The sequence below is a fragment of the Bradyrhizobium sp. UBA2491 genome, assembly GCF_002341725.1.
Taxonomy (GTDB): Bacteria; Pseudomonadota; Alphaproteobacteria; order Rhizobiales; family Xanthobacteraceae; genus Bradyrhizobium.
On the sequence record NZ_DDOP01000060.1, the window covers coordinates 104352 to 119853 of the forward strand.

The following is a 15502-nucleotide window of genomic DNA, read 5'->3' on the forward strand; positions in this document are numbered from 1 at the left end:
GGCAGGCGGCCAAAATTCCGCATCGCGACCGCGCCCGTTCCGCTCGGTGAAAACATCGGCGGGAGCACCCTGCTGGCGGTATGGCCGACCGGATTTTCCGGCCTTGCTCGGCCAGCCGCGCTTTGAGAGCATGACGCCGATAACAGCAAGCAAGACCCGCGCCTCATGCGGGCGAAGCGCGAGGAAATTCCCATGCCGATCGTCCAGGCCGACCGTCTCACGCGTATCGGCGCCGCGCTGCTTCGGGGCGCCGGCGCATCGGAGGAGGAGGCCAACGCCGTCGCCTCCGGCTGCGTCAACGCCAATCTGGCCGGCCATGACTCCCACGGCGTGATCGCGATCCCGACCTATATCGACCGCATCAAGGCCGGCCACATCGTGCCCGGCGCCAAATGGACCATCGTGCAGGAAACGCCGACCACGACCGTGATCGACGGCCATTGGGGGTTCGGCTTCCACGTCAACGCCAAGGCGATGGAGATGACCATCAACAAGGCCAGGACCGCCAATGTCGCGGCCTGCACCGTGTTCCGGCAGAGCCATGTCGGGCGGCTCGCGCATTACCCGCTGATGGCTATGCGCGAAGGCATGATCGGGATCGCGGCAGCCGATTCCGGCCGCTCGCCGAAGCATGTCGCGCCGTTCGGCGGCCGCGAGGCCCGGCTCGGCACCAACCCGCTGTCGATCGCGGTGCCCTCCGATCTCGAGGCGCCGTTCTATCTGGACATGGCGACCTCGGCGGTCGCCGCCGGCAAGATCCAGCTCGCGGTGGCGCGCGGCGAAAGCATCCCGAAGGGCTGGATCATCGATGCCGAGGGCCGCGACACCACCGATCCCAAGGACTATCGCAAGGGCGGCGCGCTGCTGCCGCTCGGTGGCAGCGAGGGCTACAAGGGCTCCGGCCTCGCCGCGATGGTCGAGGTGCTATGCGGGCTGTTGACCGGCCTCGGTTTCGGCGTCGAGCCGACCGGCCGGCACAATGACGGCTGCTTCATGGCGGTGTTCAACGTCGCCGCGTTCCGGCCGCTCCTCGATTTCAAGAAGGAGGTCGCCGATTTCGCGCGCTACCTGAAATCGACGCCACCGTCGGAGGGAAGCCGCGGCGTATTCTATCCCGGCGAGGTCGAACATCTGCGCGAGCTCGAGCGGCGCAAGAACGGCATCGAGATCGAGGATGCGACCTGGGAGAAGCTCAAGGCCCTCGCCGTCGATTACAAGCTCGCCGACGAACTCAACCTGCGCTGACAAATCCGGACACGGGAGAACGACATGACACGGCAAATGGCGCTGGTTGGCTTCTTGCAGGCGCAGAACTGTACCAACCTGCCGGGCTCCTGGCGCCACCCGGAATCGCGCGACGATTCGATGTCGGCGGACTACTACCAGGAGATCGCGCGCATCCTGGAGCGCGGCAAGTTCCACATGGCGTTCTTCGACGACCGCCTCGCGATGCCCGACCGCTACAACAACGACCACGCCCACACCGTCGAATACGGCATCCGCTGCGTGAAGATGGACCCGATCGTGGTGCTGACCACGATGGGCATGGTCACCACCAAGCTCGGCCTCGCCTCGACCGCATCGACCACCTATTTCGAGCCGTTCGACGTCGCCCGCCGCTTCGCCACGCTCGACCTGATGACGGGTGGCCGAGCGGCCTGGAACGTGGTGACCTCGGTCAATGACGGCGAAGCGCTCAACATGGGCAAGGCGCAGCATCTCGATCACGATCCGCGCTACGACCGCGCCGATGAGTTCATGGAGGTGGTGCTCGGCCATTGGGATTCCTGGGAAGACGGCTCGCTCGTGATCGACAAGAAGAGCGGCCGCTTTGCCGATCCGACCAAGGTGAAGCGGCTCGATCACAAGGGCGAGTTCTTCAGCTCGCGCGGTCCGTTCACGGTACCGCGCTCACCGCAGGGGCATCCGGTGATCGTGCAAGCCGGCGCCTCCGGCCGCGGACAGCGCTTTGCCGGCCGCTGGGGCGAAGTGATCTTCACCGCGGCGCGCAATCTCGCGCACGCCAAGCAGAATTACGACGCCATCCGCGGTGAAGCCGCCAAGGCCGGGCGCGATCCCGACCAGATGTTCCTGTGCAATCTGATCACGCCGATCGCCGGCGCCACCAAGGCGGAAGCCGAGGATCGCATGGCCGTGATCCAGAAGCTGCCGCTCGAGATCGACGCACTGTCGCTGCTGGCGGAAGCGCTCAATTTCGATTTCGGCGCCAAGCCGATCGACGAGCCGCTGACCACGGAGGAGTTGCAGGGCATGCAAGGCATGATCGGCATGCGTGACGGCGTGCTGCGCGCCTCCGGCAAGAGCAATCCCTCGACCCGCGACTTCATCACCTTCTCCGGCCGCGCCCAGGTGCAGGATGCGATCGTCGGCGGTCCGAAGGAGATCGCCGACCGGCTGGAGGAATTGTTCGAAGGCCGCGGCTGCGACGGCTTCGTCGTCGCCGCGAGCTATGTGCCGGGCTCTTATGCCGACTTCGTCGACCACGTGGTACCCGAGTTGCAGAAGCGCGGCCTGTTCCACAAGGACTATGCGGGCACGACGCTGCGCGAGAATCTCGGCCTCAAGCGTCCGGCTGCTGGCGCGTGGAAGACCCGCGCGCAAGCGGCGGAATAGAAGGACATCATCATGCGCTGGCTGAAATTCACCGCCGCGGGCAACACGTCCTGGGGTTTGGTCGAGGGTGACACCGTGACCACGGTCAACGGCGATCCATTCGGCGAATGGAGCAAGACGTCCAAGACCCACGCCTTGAAGGACGTCAAGATCGAGCTGCCGCTGGTCCCGCGCACCTTCTACTGCGTCGGGCTGAATTATTTGAAGCACCTCAAGGAAGCCGCCGACAAGGCCGGCACGGTGCCGAACGTTCCCGACCGCCCCGAGATCGGCTACCGCGCCCAGAACGCCCTGATCGCGCATGACGATGACGTCGTGATCCCGGCAAGCGCGACCGAGAAAATCCATTACGAGGGCGAGCTGGTCGTTGTGATCGGCAAGACGGCAAAGCACCTCACCGAAGCCAATGCGATGGATTGCGTGTTCGGCTACACCATCGGCAACGACGTCTCCGAACGCAGCTGGCAGAAGGCCGACCGCGGGCTGTGGCGCGCCAAGAACGCCGACACCTTCAAGCCGATGGGGCCGTGGATCGAGACCGACGTCGATCTCGACCGCATGGAGACCGCGATCCGCGTCAACGGCAAGGAGACCGGCCGCTTCCGCACCAACGAGATGATCTTCGGCATCGTCCCCTTCCTGGTCGAGCTGAGCAAGTACTTCACGCTGTCGCCCGGCGACGTGATCTGGATGGGCACCGACGGCGCCTCGCCTGATTTGAAGGACGGCGATGTGGTGGAGATCGACATCACCGGCATCGGGACGTTGCGGAACAGGTTCGTGAAGGAGAAGGTGTGAGGGCTCGAGCGCCCTAGCCCCGTCATCCTGCGGAGTGCGCAACGCGCGCGTCTCGAAGGATCGACGGCCACCAGCCGGGCCGCACATCCTTCGAGGCTCGCTCCGCTCGCACCTCAGGATGACGGTATGGAACTAGTTATATTCTCTCCATTCGTCGTCACGGCGAAGGTCGGGACCCATACGCCGCGGCGAGTCTCGTAGGCGGGGCTCATCGTTCCAACGTCGCGCAACAATAGCCCTTCGTGGTTATGGTCCCGGCCTGCGCCGGTCCGACACTGAGTTTGTTGAAGCATCGGGCGTCATGCATCAAGTGCACAGACCGGATGGCTCACCGCACGGTCGCCGGCCGGCTCTTCACATGGTCGATGAACGCGCGCAGCTTCGGCAGGATCTGGCGGTGGCCGGGATAGTACAGGAACACGCCCGGCGTTGTCGGCGCGAATTGATCCAGCACGCGCACGAGCTTCTTGTCCTTCACGGCAGCTGATATCAGCGGTGCGGGCACTTGCGCCAGCCCCACACCTTCGAGCGCCGCGCCGACCAGCGTCGGGAAGTCGTGGCCGATGAAGGAGCCGGATACGGCCAGCTCGATCGAACGACCGTTATCGTTCAGCGACCATGGCGCCAGCCCGCCGTTCGATCGCCGCAGCCTGAGGCAGGCGTGTTCGCGCAGATCGTCGGGACGCTTCGGCCGGCCGCGGCGCGCGAGATAGTCCGGGCTGCCGACGACGGCGAACGGGAACGGCTTGGTCAGGCGCACCGCGACCATGTCCGGGTTGATGAACTGGCCCATCCGGATGCCGGCATCGAAACCGCCGGCGGCGAGGTCGACCAGTTCCTCGCTGGCGGCGAGTTCGACCTCGATCTCCGGATACGCCTTGCAGAATGAAGCGATCAGCGGCTCCAGCAGGATCGGCACCACCGAGCGCGGCACGGTGAGGCGCAGCAGCCCGGCCGGCTTCTGCCCGAGCTCGCGCGCGGCGCCGCTCGCAGCGACCAGCTCTTCGAAGGCGGGCCGGGCGCGTGCGAGAAATCGTTCACCGGCCTCGGTCAAGCCGACGCTGCGGGTGGTGCGGATGAACAGCACGGCGCCGAGGCGCGCCTCGAGCGCGCGCACCGCCTGGCTGATCGCCGACGGCGTCACCGCGAGCTCGGTCGCCGCACGGCGAAAGCTGCGGTGCTGGGCGACGCTGAGGAATGCCTCCACGCCGTCGAGCGCGCCCTGCCGGACTGTGAAGTTCTGCTTCATGGCCTGTCAACATTATCGCGAATAGTCGCCTCCGGAAAGCCGCCCTACATCGAACCTACGAGCCCGGCGCCGCGATGCACGCTGGGCCACGCGACATCACGACATCAGTCGTGAACGGAGAGACTCGACCGATGACAGCAATCCGTCACGCAATCCTCGCCCTCACCCTCACTCTGACAGGCGCCACCGCCATGACCGCTCCCTCCCCTGCCCAGGCCCAAACCACCTCCACCGTCACCACCGGCGTGATTGTCATCCTGACCGTCAAGCCGGGTATCACCCGCGATCAGGTGATGGCGGTGATGCCGGATGAAATCCGGCAGACCGTGCAGCTCTATCTCAACGGCAAGCTTCGCGAATGGTATTCGCGATCCGATGGACGCGGGGTCGTCTTCCTGCTCGACGCCAGGGACACCGCCGAGGCCCACGCGATCATGGAAGGCCTGCCGCTGTCCAAGCTCGACCTGATGGACCACGACTACATCGCAGTCGGCCCGCTACTGCCGCTGCGCCTGCTCATCGCCAAGCCGTGAGCGCAAGCCGAGGTCGAAGCCGACCGACGGTTTGGCCTCCTCCGTCCAGACCGACAAACAGAGGAAACCGGTCGTGCCAGTCAGTCTCAACGTTCCATTCCTGCTCAGCGTCGCCGGTGCATTTCTCGCCAGTGCAGCGGTGGCTGTCACCTATGTCTGGCCGGCGCTCCGCACCTGGCCGCGCCACGAGGCGCTCCGGCTGCTTGCGGCCTTCCATGCCTTCCGGTTCCTCGGGATGAACTTCCTGGTCACCGGCTTCGTGTCGCCGGACGTGAACCCGGTGTTTGCCGGCGCGGTCGGCTGGGGCGACCTGACCGCGGCAACTCTCGCGCTGCTTTCGATGGCGGCACTGTCGTGGCGCTGGCCAATCGCCATTCCGCTCGTCTGGCTGTTCAACGTCTGGGGCACGCTGGATCTGCTCAACGCCTACTACATGGGCGCGACGAAGAACGCGGATCCCGGCCTGTTCGGCGCTGGCATCTATATTCCAGCGCTGTATGTGCCGCTGCTGCTGGTCAGCCACGTGATGGTGTTCATGATCCTGATGCGGGCCAAGAAGGCAGAAGCGTAGCGCGCCCTTCCCTTTCGTCATTCCGGGGCTCGCGAAGCGAGAGCCCGGGATCCATCAGGCCACATAACGCATGGAGTAATGGATTCCGGGCTCGTGCTTCGCACGCCCCGGAATGACGAAGAGAGAAAACTCCACCTCAAAACGGCAGCGCCACGCCGGTCTTGATCTCTTTCAGGATCACGTTGGTGCGGACGTGGCGAATGCCGGGAATGCGGAACATGAATTCGTCCAGGAATCTATTGTAGGCGTCCATGTCGCGCACCACGACGCGCAGATGATAGTCCGCGTCGCCGGTGGTCGCGAAACATTCCAGCACCTCGCGGCGCTTCGTCACCCGCGCGACGAACTCGTCGACGAACTTGACGTCGTGACGCTCGAGCGAGACATGCAGGATCGCCGAGGTCGCAAAGCCTGCGGGCTCGCGCGCGACCAGCGCGGAATAGCCCGAGATGACGCCGGACTCTTCCAGCGCGCGGACCCGGCGCCAGCACGCCGAGGTCGACATCCCGACCGTGTCGGCCAGCTGCTGGTTGGTGGCGCGGCCATCCTTTTGCAGTTCGGCGAGAATCCGCGCGTCTTGCTCTTCGACCATGCGTCAGCTCCAATCCGGTAGACTTTACCACATGAGCCACAAATTTGCGAATCTCTACCGATTTTTGGCTATCGATCGAACAGATAGGTAAGACCTACCAGGCATCAGGGCATAGCCTCGTCCGGTCAGACATTGCGATTCCCGGAGGGGTCAGTCATGGGCCAGATGCCGCTGCTCGACGCCTACCAGCTCTCCGACCGCTACAACCGCGAGCACGGCCGCGTCTTCCTCACCGGCACGCAGGCGATCGTCCGCATCGTGCTGGACCAGGCGCGGCGCGACCGTGTGGCTGGACTCAACACCGCGGGCTTCATCTCCGGCTATCGCGGCTCGCCGCTCGGCGGCGTCGATCTCGAACTGTGGAAGATCAAGCAGCTGCTGACCGACAGCCGCATCGAATTCCTGCCCGCCGTGAACGAGGACCTCGCGGCGACCGCGGTGCTCGGCTCGCAGCAGGTCGAGACGCAGAAAAACCGTCAAGTCGATGGCGTGTTCGGGCTGTGGTATGGCAAGGGTCCGGGCGTCGATCGCTCCGGCGACGCGCTGAAGCACGGCAATGCCTATGGCTCCTCGCCGCACGGCGGCGTGCTGGTCGTCGCCGGCGACGACCATGGCTGCGTGTCGTCCTCGATGCCGCATCAGTCCGACGTCGCTTTCATGAGCTGGTTCATGCCGACACTGCATCCGGCCGATGTCGGCGAGTATCTCGCGTTCGGCGAATATGGCTACGCGCTCAGTCGATTTTCCGGCATGTGGGTTGGCTTCAAGGCGATCTCGGAGATCGTGGAGTCCGGTGCTTCGGTCGCGCTGTCTGCACCGCGCCGTTTCATACAGCCGGATTTCGTGTCGCCACCGGGCGGCCTGCATTATCGCTGGCCGGATCTGCCGGGCCCGCAGATAGAAGAGCGGCTGGAGGCCAAGAAGCACGCGGTCTATGCCTTTGCAAAAGCCAATCCGATCGACCGCCGGATCTACGACGTGAAGGACGCACGCTACGGCATCGTCACGACCGGCAAGGCGCATCTGGATCTGATGGAGGCGCTGCGGCTGGTCGGGCTCGACGAAGCCGCGTGCCGACGCTTCGGCATCGACATCTACAAGGTCGGCATGGTGTGGCCGCTGGCGCTGCACGACGCGATGGAGTTCGTGAAGGGCAAGCGCGAGATCCTGGTGGTCGAGGAGAAGCGCGGCATCATCGAGAGCCAGTTCAAGGAGTACTTCTACGACTATCCCGGGTCGAAGCCGGAGCGGATGGTCGGCAAGCATGACGAAACCGGCGCGCGGCTGATCTCCTGGACCGGCGAATTGTCGCCGCGGATGCTGGCCGACGTGCTGGCGCGGCGGCTTGATCCGATGTTTCCCGAATTGCAGCTCGCCCGTCGCGTCGCCGCGCTCGTGCCCGAGCAGGACCGCATGATCGCAGTGCCGGGCGCTGCGCGCACGCCGTATTTCTGCTCGGGCTGCCCGCACAACACGTCGACAAAAGTGCCCGAAGGCTCGACGGCGCTGGCCGGCATCGGCTGCCATTTCATGGCGAGCTGGATGGACCGCGAGACCTCGTCGCTGATCCAGATGGGCGGCGAAGGCGTCAACTGGGCAGCGTCGTCGAAATTCACCGGCAATACGCATGTGTTCCAGAATCTCGGCGAAGGCACCTATTATCACTCCGGCTCGATGGCGATCCGCCAGGCGATCGCGGCGAAGACCAACATCACCTACAAGATCCTGTTCAACGACGCAGTCGCCATGACCGGTGGTCAGCCGGTCGACGGCCCGGTCAGCGTGCAGGCGATCGCGCATTCCGTGCGCGCCGAGGGTGTGTCGCGGATCGCGCTGGTGTCGGATGATCCCTCGCATTTCTCGTCGGCGGATCTGCCCGCTGGCGTCACGATCCATCCGCGCGAAGACATGGACGCCGTGCAGCGCGAGCTGCGCCAGATATCCGGCGTCACCGTGCTGATCTATCAGCAGACCTGCGCCACCGAGAAGCGGCGGCGGCGCAAGCGCGGCACGGTCGTCGATCCGGCAAGGTTTGCGTACATCAACGACCTCGTCTGCGAGGGCTGCGGCGATTGCTCGGTGGAATCCAATTGCCTCAGCGTCGAGCCCAAGGAGACGCCGTTCGGCCGCAAGCGCAAGATCAACCTGTCGACCTGCAACAAGGATTTCTCCTGCCTCAACGGCTTCTGCCCGAGCTTTGTCACCGTCGAGGGCGGGAAACGACGGGCCAAGGGCGCGAGCGCGATCGATCCGCTGGCGCGTGTCGCCGCGCTGCCGGCGCCGGAGTTCACGACACTCGACACGCCCTATGATCTCCTCATCACCGGGGTCGGCGGCACCGGCGTCATCACGGTCGGCGCGCTGATCGCGATGGCCGCGCATCTCGAAGGTCGCGGCGTCTCGGTGCTCGACTTCACCGGCTTCGCGCAAAAATTCGGCCCGGTGCTGAGCTTCCTCCGGCTTGCAGCTACGCCCGATGCGCTGCACCAGGTGCGGATCGACCAGGGCGCGGCGGATGCCCTGATCGGCTGCGACCTCGTGGTCAGTTCGTCGGCCAAGGCGTCCGGCACCTATCGCAGGGGTATGCGCGCCGCGGTCAACATCGCCGAGATGCCGACCGGCGACGTGGTCCGCTTCCGCGACGCCGACCTCGCCTCGCCGGTTCGGCTTCGTGCCATCGAGCGGGTGAGCGGCCCAGGCAACCTCACCACGATCGACGCCAATGCGCTGGCCGAGCGGCTGCTCGGCGACAGCGTCTACGCCAACATCATGATGCTCGGCTTTGCCTGGCAGCAGGGCCTGGTGCCGGTGTCGCTGGAGGCGCTGACCCGTGCGATCGAGCTCAATGCCGTCGCGGTCGAGCGCAACAAGCAGGCCTTGGCCTGGGGCCGGCTCGCCTTCGCCGATCCGGACTTCCTGCCGAAGTCCGAGCACGCCGACGCCAGCGCGCCGGAGACACTCGACCAGATGATCGCACGGCGCGCCGACTTCCTGCGCGCCTACCAGGACGACGCGTATGCCGCACGCTACCGCGCGACCGTCGACCGCGTGCGCCGCGCCGAGGCCGCGCTCGGCAGCGAAGCGCTGACCGACACCGTGGCGCGCTCGCTGTTCAAGCTGATGGCCTACAAGGACGAGTACGAGGTGGCGCGGCTGCATATGCGGACCGGCTTCCTCGACGAGCTCAGGCTCGAATTCGACGGCGACTTCACGGTCCAGTATCACCTCGCGCCGCCCTTCCTGCCGGCGCAGCGCGACGCGCGAGGACGGCCGAAGAAGCGCGCATTCGGGCCATGGATCCAGGCCCCGCTGCGGCTGCTCGCGCGGCTGAAGGGGCTGCGCGGCACGGCATTCGACGTATTCGGCTACACCGCCGAACGTCGCGCCGAGCGTGCGTTGATCGTCTGGTACGAGGCGCTGATCGAGACCGTGCTCGGCAAGCTCGATGCGGCGCGGCTGCCCGATCTCATCACGCTTGCGAAGGCGCCGATGGAGATCCGTGGCTACGGGCCGGTGAAGGACGCCGCGATCGAAAAGACCAAGGCGGAGGTGGCGCGGCTCGCCGCGCAATTCACCTCCGCCCCGTCAGATCAAGGCGACGGCTCAGGCCGCCGCGCCGCGCTTGGCGGGTGAGATCAGGCTCACCACGACGGTCGCAATCACCGCCACCACGATGTTGAGCACGAGCGCCCCGAGCCCGACATAGAAGGTGTAGGTGGCATCGCCGAGCGAGATGCTGGCAAGCGGCTTCAGCCCGTTGCTCCACGCCGTGTAGGTGCCCCAGCCGATGCCGGCGGCCCAGCCGAGCAGCAGGCCCTCGGCGCGGAACCAGACCGTGAACAGGCCGAACACCAGCGCCGGCAGCGTCTGCACGATCCAGAGGCCGCCGAGGAGTTGCAGGTCGAGCGCATATTGCGTTGGCAGGAACAGGATGAAGGCGAGCGCGCCGACCTTCACCACCAGCGAGGTGATCTTGGCCACCGACGCCTCACCGGCATGCGAGATGTCCGGATTGACGTAGGACTTCCAGACATTGCGGGTGAACAGATTGGCGGCGCCGATGCTCATCACCGCCGCCGGCACCAGCGCGCCGATCGCGATCGCCGAGAATGCGAAGCCGGCGAACCATTCCGGGAACAGCGTCTTGAACAGCATCGGCACCACGTCGTTCGGCGACGTCACCTTGATGCCCGCGGCATAGGCCATGTAGCCGAGCAGTGCGATCAGGCCGAGCAGCAGCGTATAGGCCGGCAGCAGGATGGCGTTCTTGCGGATGGTATCCGCCGACTTCGAGGCGAAGATGCCGGTCAGCGTGTGCGGATACATGAAGGCCGCCAGCGCCGAGCCGAGTGCCAGCGTCGCATAGGGCAGATACTGCGCGGGCTTCAGCGTCAGTCCGGTGGCGCCGCCCTTGGCCGCGAAGGCGTCGCCGGCGGCGGAGAACACCGCGCCATAGCCGCCGAGCTTCGAGGGCACCACGACCACCGCCGTCAACACCACGATGTAGATCATGATGTCCTTGACGAAGGCGATCAGCGCCGGCGCACGCAGGCCTGAGCTATAGGTATAGAGCGCGAGGATCACGAAGGCGGCGATGATCGGCAGCTCGCCGGTCAGGCCCATCGCCTTGATCACGACCTCCATGCCGATCAGCTGCAACGCGATGTAAGGCATGGTCGCCACCAGGCCGGTCAGCGCCACCGCGAGTTCGAGCGCGCGCGAGCCGTAGGCACCGTGCACGACGTCGGCTGCGGTGACATAGCCATTGGCATGCGCCTTCTTCCACAGCACCGGCATGACCGCGAACACGAAGGGATAGACGATGATGGTGTAGGGCAGCGCGAAGAATCCGTAGGCGCCGACCGCGTAGACCAGCGCCGGCACCGCGATCACGGTGTAGGCCGTGTAGAAATCGCCGCCGACCAGGAACCAGGTAATCCAGGTGCCGAATTGGCGGCCACCGAGACCCCATTCGTCGAGATGCTCGTTGACCGGGCCGGATTTCCAGCGCGCCGCGAAGAAGCCCATCACGGTGACGAGAGCGAAGAAGAAGATGAAGACGGAGAGCGCCACCCAGGCGACGTGATCGGTCATGGCCGCCCCCTCACCGCTGCTCATCGGCATCGGGCTGGCGGCTGCGATAGACCAGCCAGATCAGCAGCGAGGAGATCGGCACCCAGGCGAGCTGGTACCAGTAGAAGAAGGGAAAGCCGAACAGCGACGGCTCGGCGAAATTATAGAACGGTACCCATAGCAAGCCGATGAACGGCAGCAGCAACAGAATCCACATGGCCCACTCCCCAACCCGAGATCTGATTAGACCGGCGATGTTGCCGGTGTCCCGTCATCAACGACCCCAGGAACCATTTGTTGCGTCTAGAATCACGGTTGCGGCATGGCGATGCAAAAAGATGTGATCGCCGCGCCGGGCAACCAGCCTACTCGGCTTTGATGCCGGCGTCCTCAATCACCTTGCGCCAGCGCGCCTCCTCACCGGCAAAGTAGCGGTCGAGCTCTGCGGGCGGTGCAGCGACCATCACGAGGCCCTCATTGACGGCGAGCTTCTTGAAGGCCTCCGCCTGCACCGCCCTGGCGGCTGATTTGTTGAGACGGTCGATGATGTCGGGCGGCGTGTTCGCAGGTGCGTAAAGGCCGTACCAGGATTCCGCGGCGTAGCCCTGCACACCGGCTTCAGCGACCGTCGGCAATTGCGGGAACGACGGCGAACGCCCGGCCGACGTGACCCCGATCGCGCGCAACTGCCCGGCCTCGACCAGCGACGCACAGCTTGCCACCGTGGTGAACATCACCTGGATCTGGCCGCCGATCAGGTCGGTGATCGCCGGCGCCGCGCCCTTGTAGGGCACGGTGGTGAGATTGACGCCGGCCATGTGCTTGAACAATTCGCCGGCGAGATGCGCCGAGGTGCCGGTGCCATAAGTGCCGTAGGACAGTTTTTCCGGATCGGCCCTGGCGGCGGCGATCAGGTCCTTGATCGACTTGATCGGCGACGCCGGATTGACCACGACGACATTGAACGAGCGCGCCACCAGCGCCACCGGCGCGAAGTCCTTGTGCGGATCGTAGGGCAGCTTGCGGTAGAGGCTCGGGTTGACCGCATTGGCGAAGGTCGCCATCAGCAGCGTGTAGCCATCGGGCGGGCTCGCCGCGACGCTCTGCGTGCCGATGATGGTGCCGGCGCCCGGCTTGTTCTCGATGATGACGGTGACGCCGAGATCCTTTTGCATCTCCTGTGCCAGCGTACGCGCGACGACGTCGGTGCCGCCGCCTGGCGCGAACGGCACCACGATCCTGACCAGGTGATCGGGATAGGCGGCGCACACGGGCGTATGCAGCAGCACGGATGCTGCGAGCGCGAACAGAAGCGATGCGAGGAGACGAAGCGGCATGGCAGGCTCCGGCGACAGGCGATGTATTCTTGATACACGCCCATGCCATGCAAGGGATGCCGGGCGGCCATGATGCTGGAGGAAGCGCTGAGCTATTGGTCCCGTCATCCTGAGGAGCGCGCAGCGCGTCTCGAAGGATGCACGGCCCGCGCTGTGGCCGATTCATCCTTCGAGACGCCGCTTCGCGGCTCCTCAGGATGACGGGGAGAAATCGGAGTGCGTCCTTCTCGCAACGACGGCCTAACCGCCTCACGAATACGGATTGATCAGCTTCTGCTGTTCGGTGGCATGGCGCACCAGGAGATCGATGAAGATGCGGACCTTGGCCGAGAGATGATGACGGTGCGGATAGACCGCGTTCATCGTCAGTTCGACCGGCCGGTACTCGGGCAGCAGCCGCACCAATTGTCCCGACTCCAATTCGTCGCGGACCAGGAAGCCCGCCGCGAGGAAGACGCCGACACCGGCAAGCGCCGCGAGCTTCAGCGTTTCGCCGCTGTTGGAGAGCAGATTGCCGGAGACGCGCACCGCGGCCGGCGTGCCCTTGCGGTCGGTGAAGCGCCATTCGTCGCCGTAGGGGTAATGGGCATGGCGCATGCAGTTGCGCGCGGAGAGATCGGCGAGCTGCCCGGGCTTGCCGTGCTGCTCGATATAGCCGTGCGACGCGCACAGCACATGGCGCCAGGTCGCGATGGTGCGCACGATCAGGCTGGAGTCGGGCACCGGGGTCATGCGCACCGCGAGATCGTAGTTCTCGTCGATCAGATCGGCATTGCGCTCGCCGATCATGAGATCGATCTTGACCTCGGGATAGGTCGCCAGGAACTCGGCCACCGCCGGCGACAGGAACTGGACAAGATGGGTGTTGGTGAAGATGCGCAGCGTGCCGCGCGGCACCGATTGCTGCGCGCCCGCGACCTCATCGGCATGCTCGATATCGGCGAGGATCTGGACACAGCGGTCGTAATAGGCCTGGCCGATTTCGGTGACGCTGACCTTGCGCGTGGTGCGGTTGAGCAGCCGGGCGCCGAGCCGGTCCTCCAGCGACTGGACGTGGTTGCTCACCATCGTGGTCGACATGTTGAGCTTGCGGCCGGCCGCGGAAAAGCCGCCGGTGTCCACGACCCGGACGAAGGCGGTCAGACTGGTCAGGCGATCCATCGTGCAAGGTCCGGATTATCAGCGCTGGCTTGATAATGCTTCCAGTTTTATCGGGATTATCACAGCGGGAAGGATATTGCATCTAAAGGGCGATACCCGGCGCCCTTACTGGAAGGACGCGAATGTTCGACCGGAGGATGCCATGTCGGCTACCACCTATGTCCCTGAAGAATCGACAAAAATAGGCCTTCGCCCGTCGCGCGCCACGGTCAAGCGGGCGGCGATCGGATTGGCTGCGCTGATCGGCATCGGCGTAGCCGCCGACTTTGGCTACGACTACGTCACCACCGGCCGTTACCTCGAGTCGACCGATGACGCTTATGTGAAAGCGGACTCCACGATCATCGCGCCGAAAGTGTCGGGCTACATCGCCCAGGTGCTGGTCACCGACAACCAGCCGGTGAAGGCCGGCCAGGTGCTGGCCCAGATCGACGACCGCGACTACCGCACGGCGCTCGGCCAGGCCAAGGCGGATGTCGACGCCGCCAGCGCGTCGGTGCGCAATCTCGATGCCCAGCTCGAATTGCAGCAGCCGATCATCGACCAGAGCACCGCCGATGTCGACGCCGCCGAGGCCAATCTGAAATTCGCCCAGGAAGAGCAGACCCGCTACGACGGGCTGATGAAGTCCGGCTCCGGCACCATCCAGCGCGCGCAGCAGACCGACGCGGCGCTGCGCGCCAACACCGCGCAGCTCCAGCACGCGAAGTCGGCACTGTCGGCGGCGCAGCGCAAGGTCGACGTGTTGACCACGCAGCGCGCCCAGGCGGTCGCGCAGGTCGATCGGGCCCGCGCGGTCGAGCAGCAGGCCGAGTTGAACCTGTCCTACACACGGATCACCGCGCCGGTCGAAGGCACGGTCGGCGCCCGCACGCTCCGGGTCGGGCAATATGTGCAGGCCGGCACCCAGCTGATGGCAGTCGTGCCGCTCGACGCGGTCTATGTGGTCGCCAATTTCAAGGAGACCCAGCTGACCCATGTGCGCAACGGCCAGCCGGTCGAACTCACCGTCGACAGCTTTCGCGGCACGACCTTGAAGGGCCATGTCGACAGCCTGTCGCCCGCGAGCGGCCTCGAATTCGCACTGCTGCCGCCCGACAACGCCACCGGCAACTTCACCAAGATCGTGCAGCGCGTGCCGGTGAAGATCGTGCTCGACGATCACAGCCTGACCGGCCTGCTGCGCCCGGGCATGTCGGCGATCCCGACGGTGAACACCAAAGCCACGGTGCTCGCCGAACGTGACGAGAAGCGGCGGCTTGCGGCGGCGGCGCGGCCGAGCGGCGGGTAGGACTGAGCGGCACCTCGACGAACTGACGCGATCGATCACCGTATCGGTGGTCGGTAGCGTCATGCTGCGTCTTCCTTTGTCCCGCGACCATAGGCGGTAGGGCTCCCTCCCCCCCCTTGCGGTGGAGGGTTGGGGAGAGGGGCGCGCTTGCGCTGAGGTTCAACCTATTGCGCGAACGCAACTGCTGAGAGGTTCGACGTACAGCAGCATTGAAGCGGGTCGCTCTGAATCTCCGACGTCAGCGCCCGGGGCCACCCCTCTCC

At 65.4% G+C, this 15502-nt stretch carries 13 protein-coding genes; 7 read left to right on the forward strand and 6 right to left on the reverse strand.

The window, feature by feature from the left end; translation table 11 throughout:
* Positions 1 to 192: 192 nt before the first annotated feature.
* Genes B2W55_RS20375 through B2W55_RS20385 form a run of 3 tightly spaced genes read left to right on the forward strand, consistent with a single transcriptional unit; the run spans position 193 to position 3432 of the window.
* Positions 193 to 1245, forward strand: a complete 1053-nt coding sequence (locus tag B2W55_RS20375; protein ID WP_024581215.1) for an Ldh family oxidoreductase — start codon at positions 193 to 195, stop codon at positions 1243 to 1245.
* Between the two features lie 24 nt (positions 1246 to 1269).
* Positions 1270 to 2634 (forward strand): LLM class flavin-dependent oxidoreductase, encoded by a 1365-nt coding sequence (locus B2W55_RS20380; protein WP_024581216.1) that lies wholly within the window; start codon positions 1270 to 1272, stop codon positions 2632 to 2634.
* 12 nt (positions 2635 to 2646) lie between these two features.
* Positions 2647 to 3432 (forward strand): fumarylacetoacetate hydrolase family protein, encoded by a 786-nt coding sequence (locus B2W55_RS20385; protein WP_024581217.1) that lies wholly within the window; start codon positions 2647 to 2649, stop codon positions 3430 to 3432.
* A 328-nt stretch (positions 3433 to 3760) separates the two neighbouring features.
* On the opposite strand, the gene B2W55_RS20390 is transcribed toward B2W55_RS20385, so the two are convergent.
* Complete coding sequence (locus B2W55_RS20390) at positions 3761 to 4681, reverse strand: LysR family transcriptional regulator (RefSeq protein WP_024581218.1); 921 nt, start codon at positions 4679 to 4681, stop codon at positions 3761 to 3763.
* 191 nt (positions 4682 to 4872) lie between these two features.
* Between B2W55_RS20390 and B2W55_RS20395 the strand changes: the two genes are divergently transcribed.
* Entirely contained in the window at positions 4873 to 5214 is a 342-nt protein-coding gene (locus B2W55_RS20395) for a hypothetical protein (RefSeq protein WP_192827272.1), read from the forward strand.
* A 73-nt stretch (positions 5215 to 5287) separates the two neighbouring features.
* Positions 5288 to 5785: a hypothetical protein gene (locus tag B2W55_RS20400; RefSeq protein WP_024581220.1), complete on the forward strand. Its 498-nt coding sequence runs from the start codon at positions 5288 to 5290 to the stop codon at positions 5783 to 5785.
* A 136-nt stretch (positions 5786 to 5921) separates the two neighbouring features.
* Here the strand turns inward: B2W55_RS20400 and B2W55_RS20405 are convergent, their stop codons facing one another.
* Entirely contained in the window at positions 5922 to 6377 is a 456-nt protein-coding gene (locus B2W55_RS20405; protein WP_024581221.1) for an Lrp/AsnC family transcriptional regulator, read from the reverse strand.
* Positions 6378 to 6533: 156 nt separating this feature from the next.
* Here B2W55_RS20405 and B2W55_RS20410 point away from each other — a divergent pair, with 156 nt between their 5' ends.
* Positions 6534 to 10010, forward strand: a complete 3477-nt coding sequence (locus tag B2W55_RS20410; protein ID WP_024581222.1) for an indolepyruvate ferredoxin oxidoreductase family protein — start codon at positions 6534 to 6536, stop codon at positions 10008 to 10010.
* Here B2W55_RS20410 and mctP read toward each other — a convergent pair.
* From mctP to B2W55_RS20430, 4 genes are all read right to left on the reverse strand, one after another.
* Positions 9981 to 11471, reverse strand: coding sequence for a monocarboxylate uptake permease MctP (gene mctP, locus B2W55_RS20415; RefSeq protein WP_024581223.1), 1491 nt, complete (start codon positions 11469 to 11471; stop codon positions 9981 to 9983). The two genes, B2W55_RS20410 and mctP, sit on opposite strands and share 30 nt — an antisense overlap.
* Before the next feature lie 10 nt (positions 11472 to 11481).
* Positions 11482 to 11667 (reverse strand): DUF3311 domain-containing protein, encoded by a 186-nt coding sequence (locus B2W55_RS20420; RefSeq protein WP_024581224.1) that lies wholly within the window; start codon positions 11665 to 11667, stop codon positions 11482 to 11484.
* A 148-nt stretch (positions 11668 to 11815) separates the two neighbouring features.
* Complete coding sequence (locus tag B2W55_RS20425) at positions 11816 to 12787, reverse strand: tripartite tricarboxylate transporter substrate binding protein (RefSeq protein ID WP_024581225.1); 972 nt, start codon at positions 12785 to 12787, stop codon at positions 11816 to 11818.
* Between the two features lie 249 nt (positions 12788 to 13036).
* On the reverse strand, positions 13037 to 13948 hold the full coding sequence (locus B2W55_RS20430; protein ID WP_024581226.1) for a LysR family transcriptional regulator: 912 nt from the start codon (positions 13946 to 13948) through the stop codon (positions 13037 to 13039).
* A gap of 142 nt (positions 13949 to 14090) precedes the next feature.
* Between B2W55_RS20430 and B2W55_RS20435 the strand changes: the two genes are divergently transcribed.
* Entirely contained in the window at positions 14091 to 15239 is a 1149-nt protein-coding gene (locus B2W55_RS20435) for an HlyD family secretion protein (RefSeq protein ID WP_024581227.1), read from the forward strand.
* The last annotated feature ends 263 nt before the right edge of the window (positions 15240 to 15502 follow it).

Excerpts from the sequence above, each read along its gene's own strand:
- B2W55_RS20405 (WP_024581221.1), bottom strand. The coding sequence starts at position 6,377 with ATGGTCGAAGAGCAAGACGCGCGGATTCTCGCCGAACTGCAAAAGGAT.
- B2W55_RS20410 (WP_024581222.1), top strand. The coding sequence starts at position 6,534 with ATGGGCCAGATGCCGCTGCTCGACGCCTACCAGCTCTCCGACCGCTAC.
- B2W55_RS20435 (WP_024581227.1), top strand. The coding sequence starts at position 14,091 with ATGTCGGCTACCACCTATGTCCCTGAAGAATCGACAAAAATAGGCCTT.
- B2W55_RS20385 (WP_024581217.1), top strand. The coding sequence starts at position 2,647 with ATGCGCTGGCTGAAATTCACCGCCGCGGGCAACACGTCCTGGGGTTTG.
- B2W55_RS20375 (WP_024581215.1), top strand. The coding sequence starts at position 193 with ATGCCGATCGTCCAGGCCGACCGTCTCACGCGTATCGGCGCCGCGCTG.
- B2W55_RS20420 (WP_024581224.1), bottom strand. The coding sequence starts at position 11,667 with ATGTGGATTCTGTTGCTGCTGCCGTTCATCGGCTTGCTATGGGTACCG.
- B2W55_RS20430 (WP_024581226.1), bottom strand. The coding sequence starts at position 13,948 with ATGGATCGCCTGACCAGTCTGACCGCCTTCGTCCGGGTCGTGGACACC.
- mctP (WP_024581223.1), bottom strand. The coding sequence starts at position 11,471 with ATGACCGATCACGTCGCCTGGGTGGCGCTCTCCGTCTTCATCTTCTTC.
- B2W55_RS20390 (WP_024581218.1), bottom strand. The coding sequence starts at position 4,681 with ATGAAGCAGAACTTCACAGTCCGGCAGGGCGCGCTCGACGGCGTGGAG.
- B2W55_RS20395 (WP_192827272.1), top strand. The coding sequence starts at position 4,873 with ATGACCGCTCCCTCCCCTGCCCAGGCCCAAACCACCTCCACCGTCACC.
- B2W55_RS20425 (WP_024581225.1), bottom strand. The coding sequence starts at position 12,787 with ATGCCGCTTCGTCTCCTCGCATCGCTTCTGTTCGCGCTCGCAGCATCC.
- B2W55_RS20380 (WP_024581216.1), top strand. The coding sequence starts at position 1,270 with ATGACACGGCAAATGGCGCTGGTTGGCTTCTTGCAGGCGCAGAACTGT.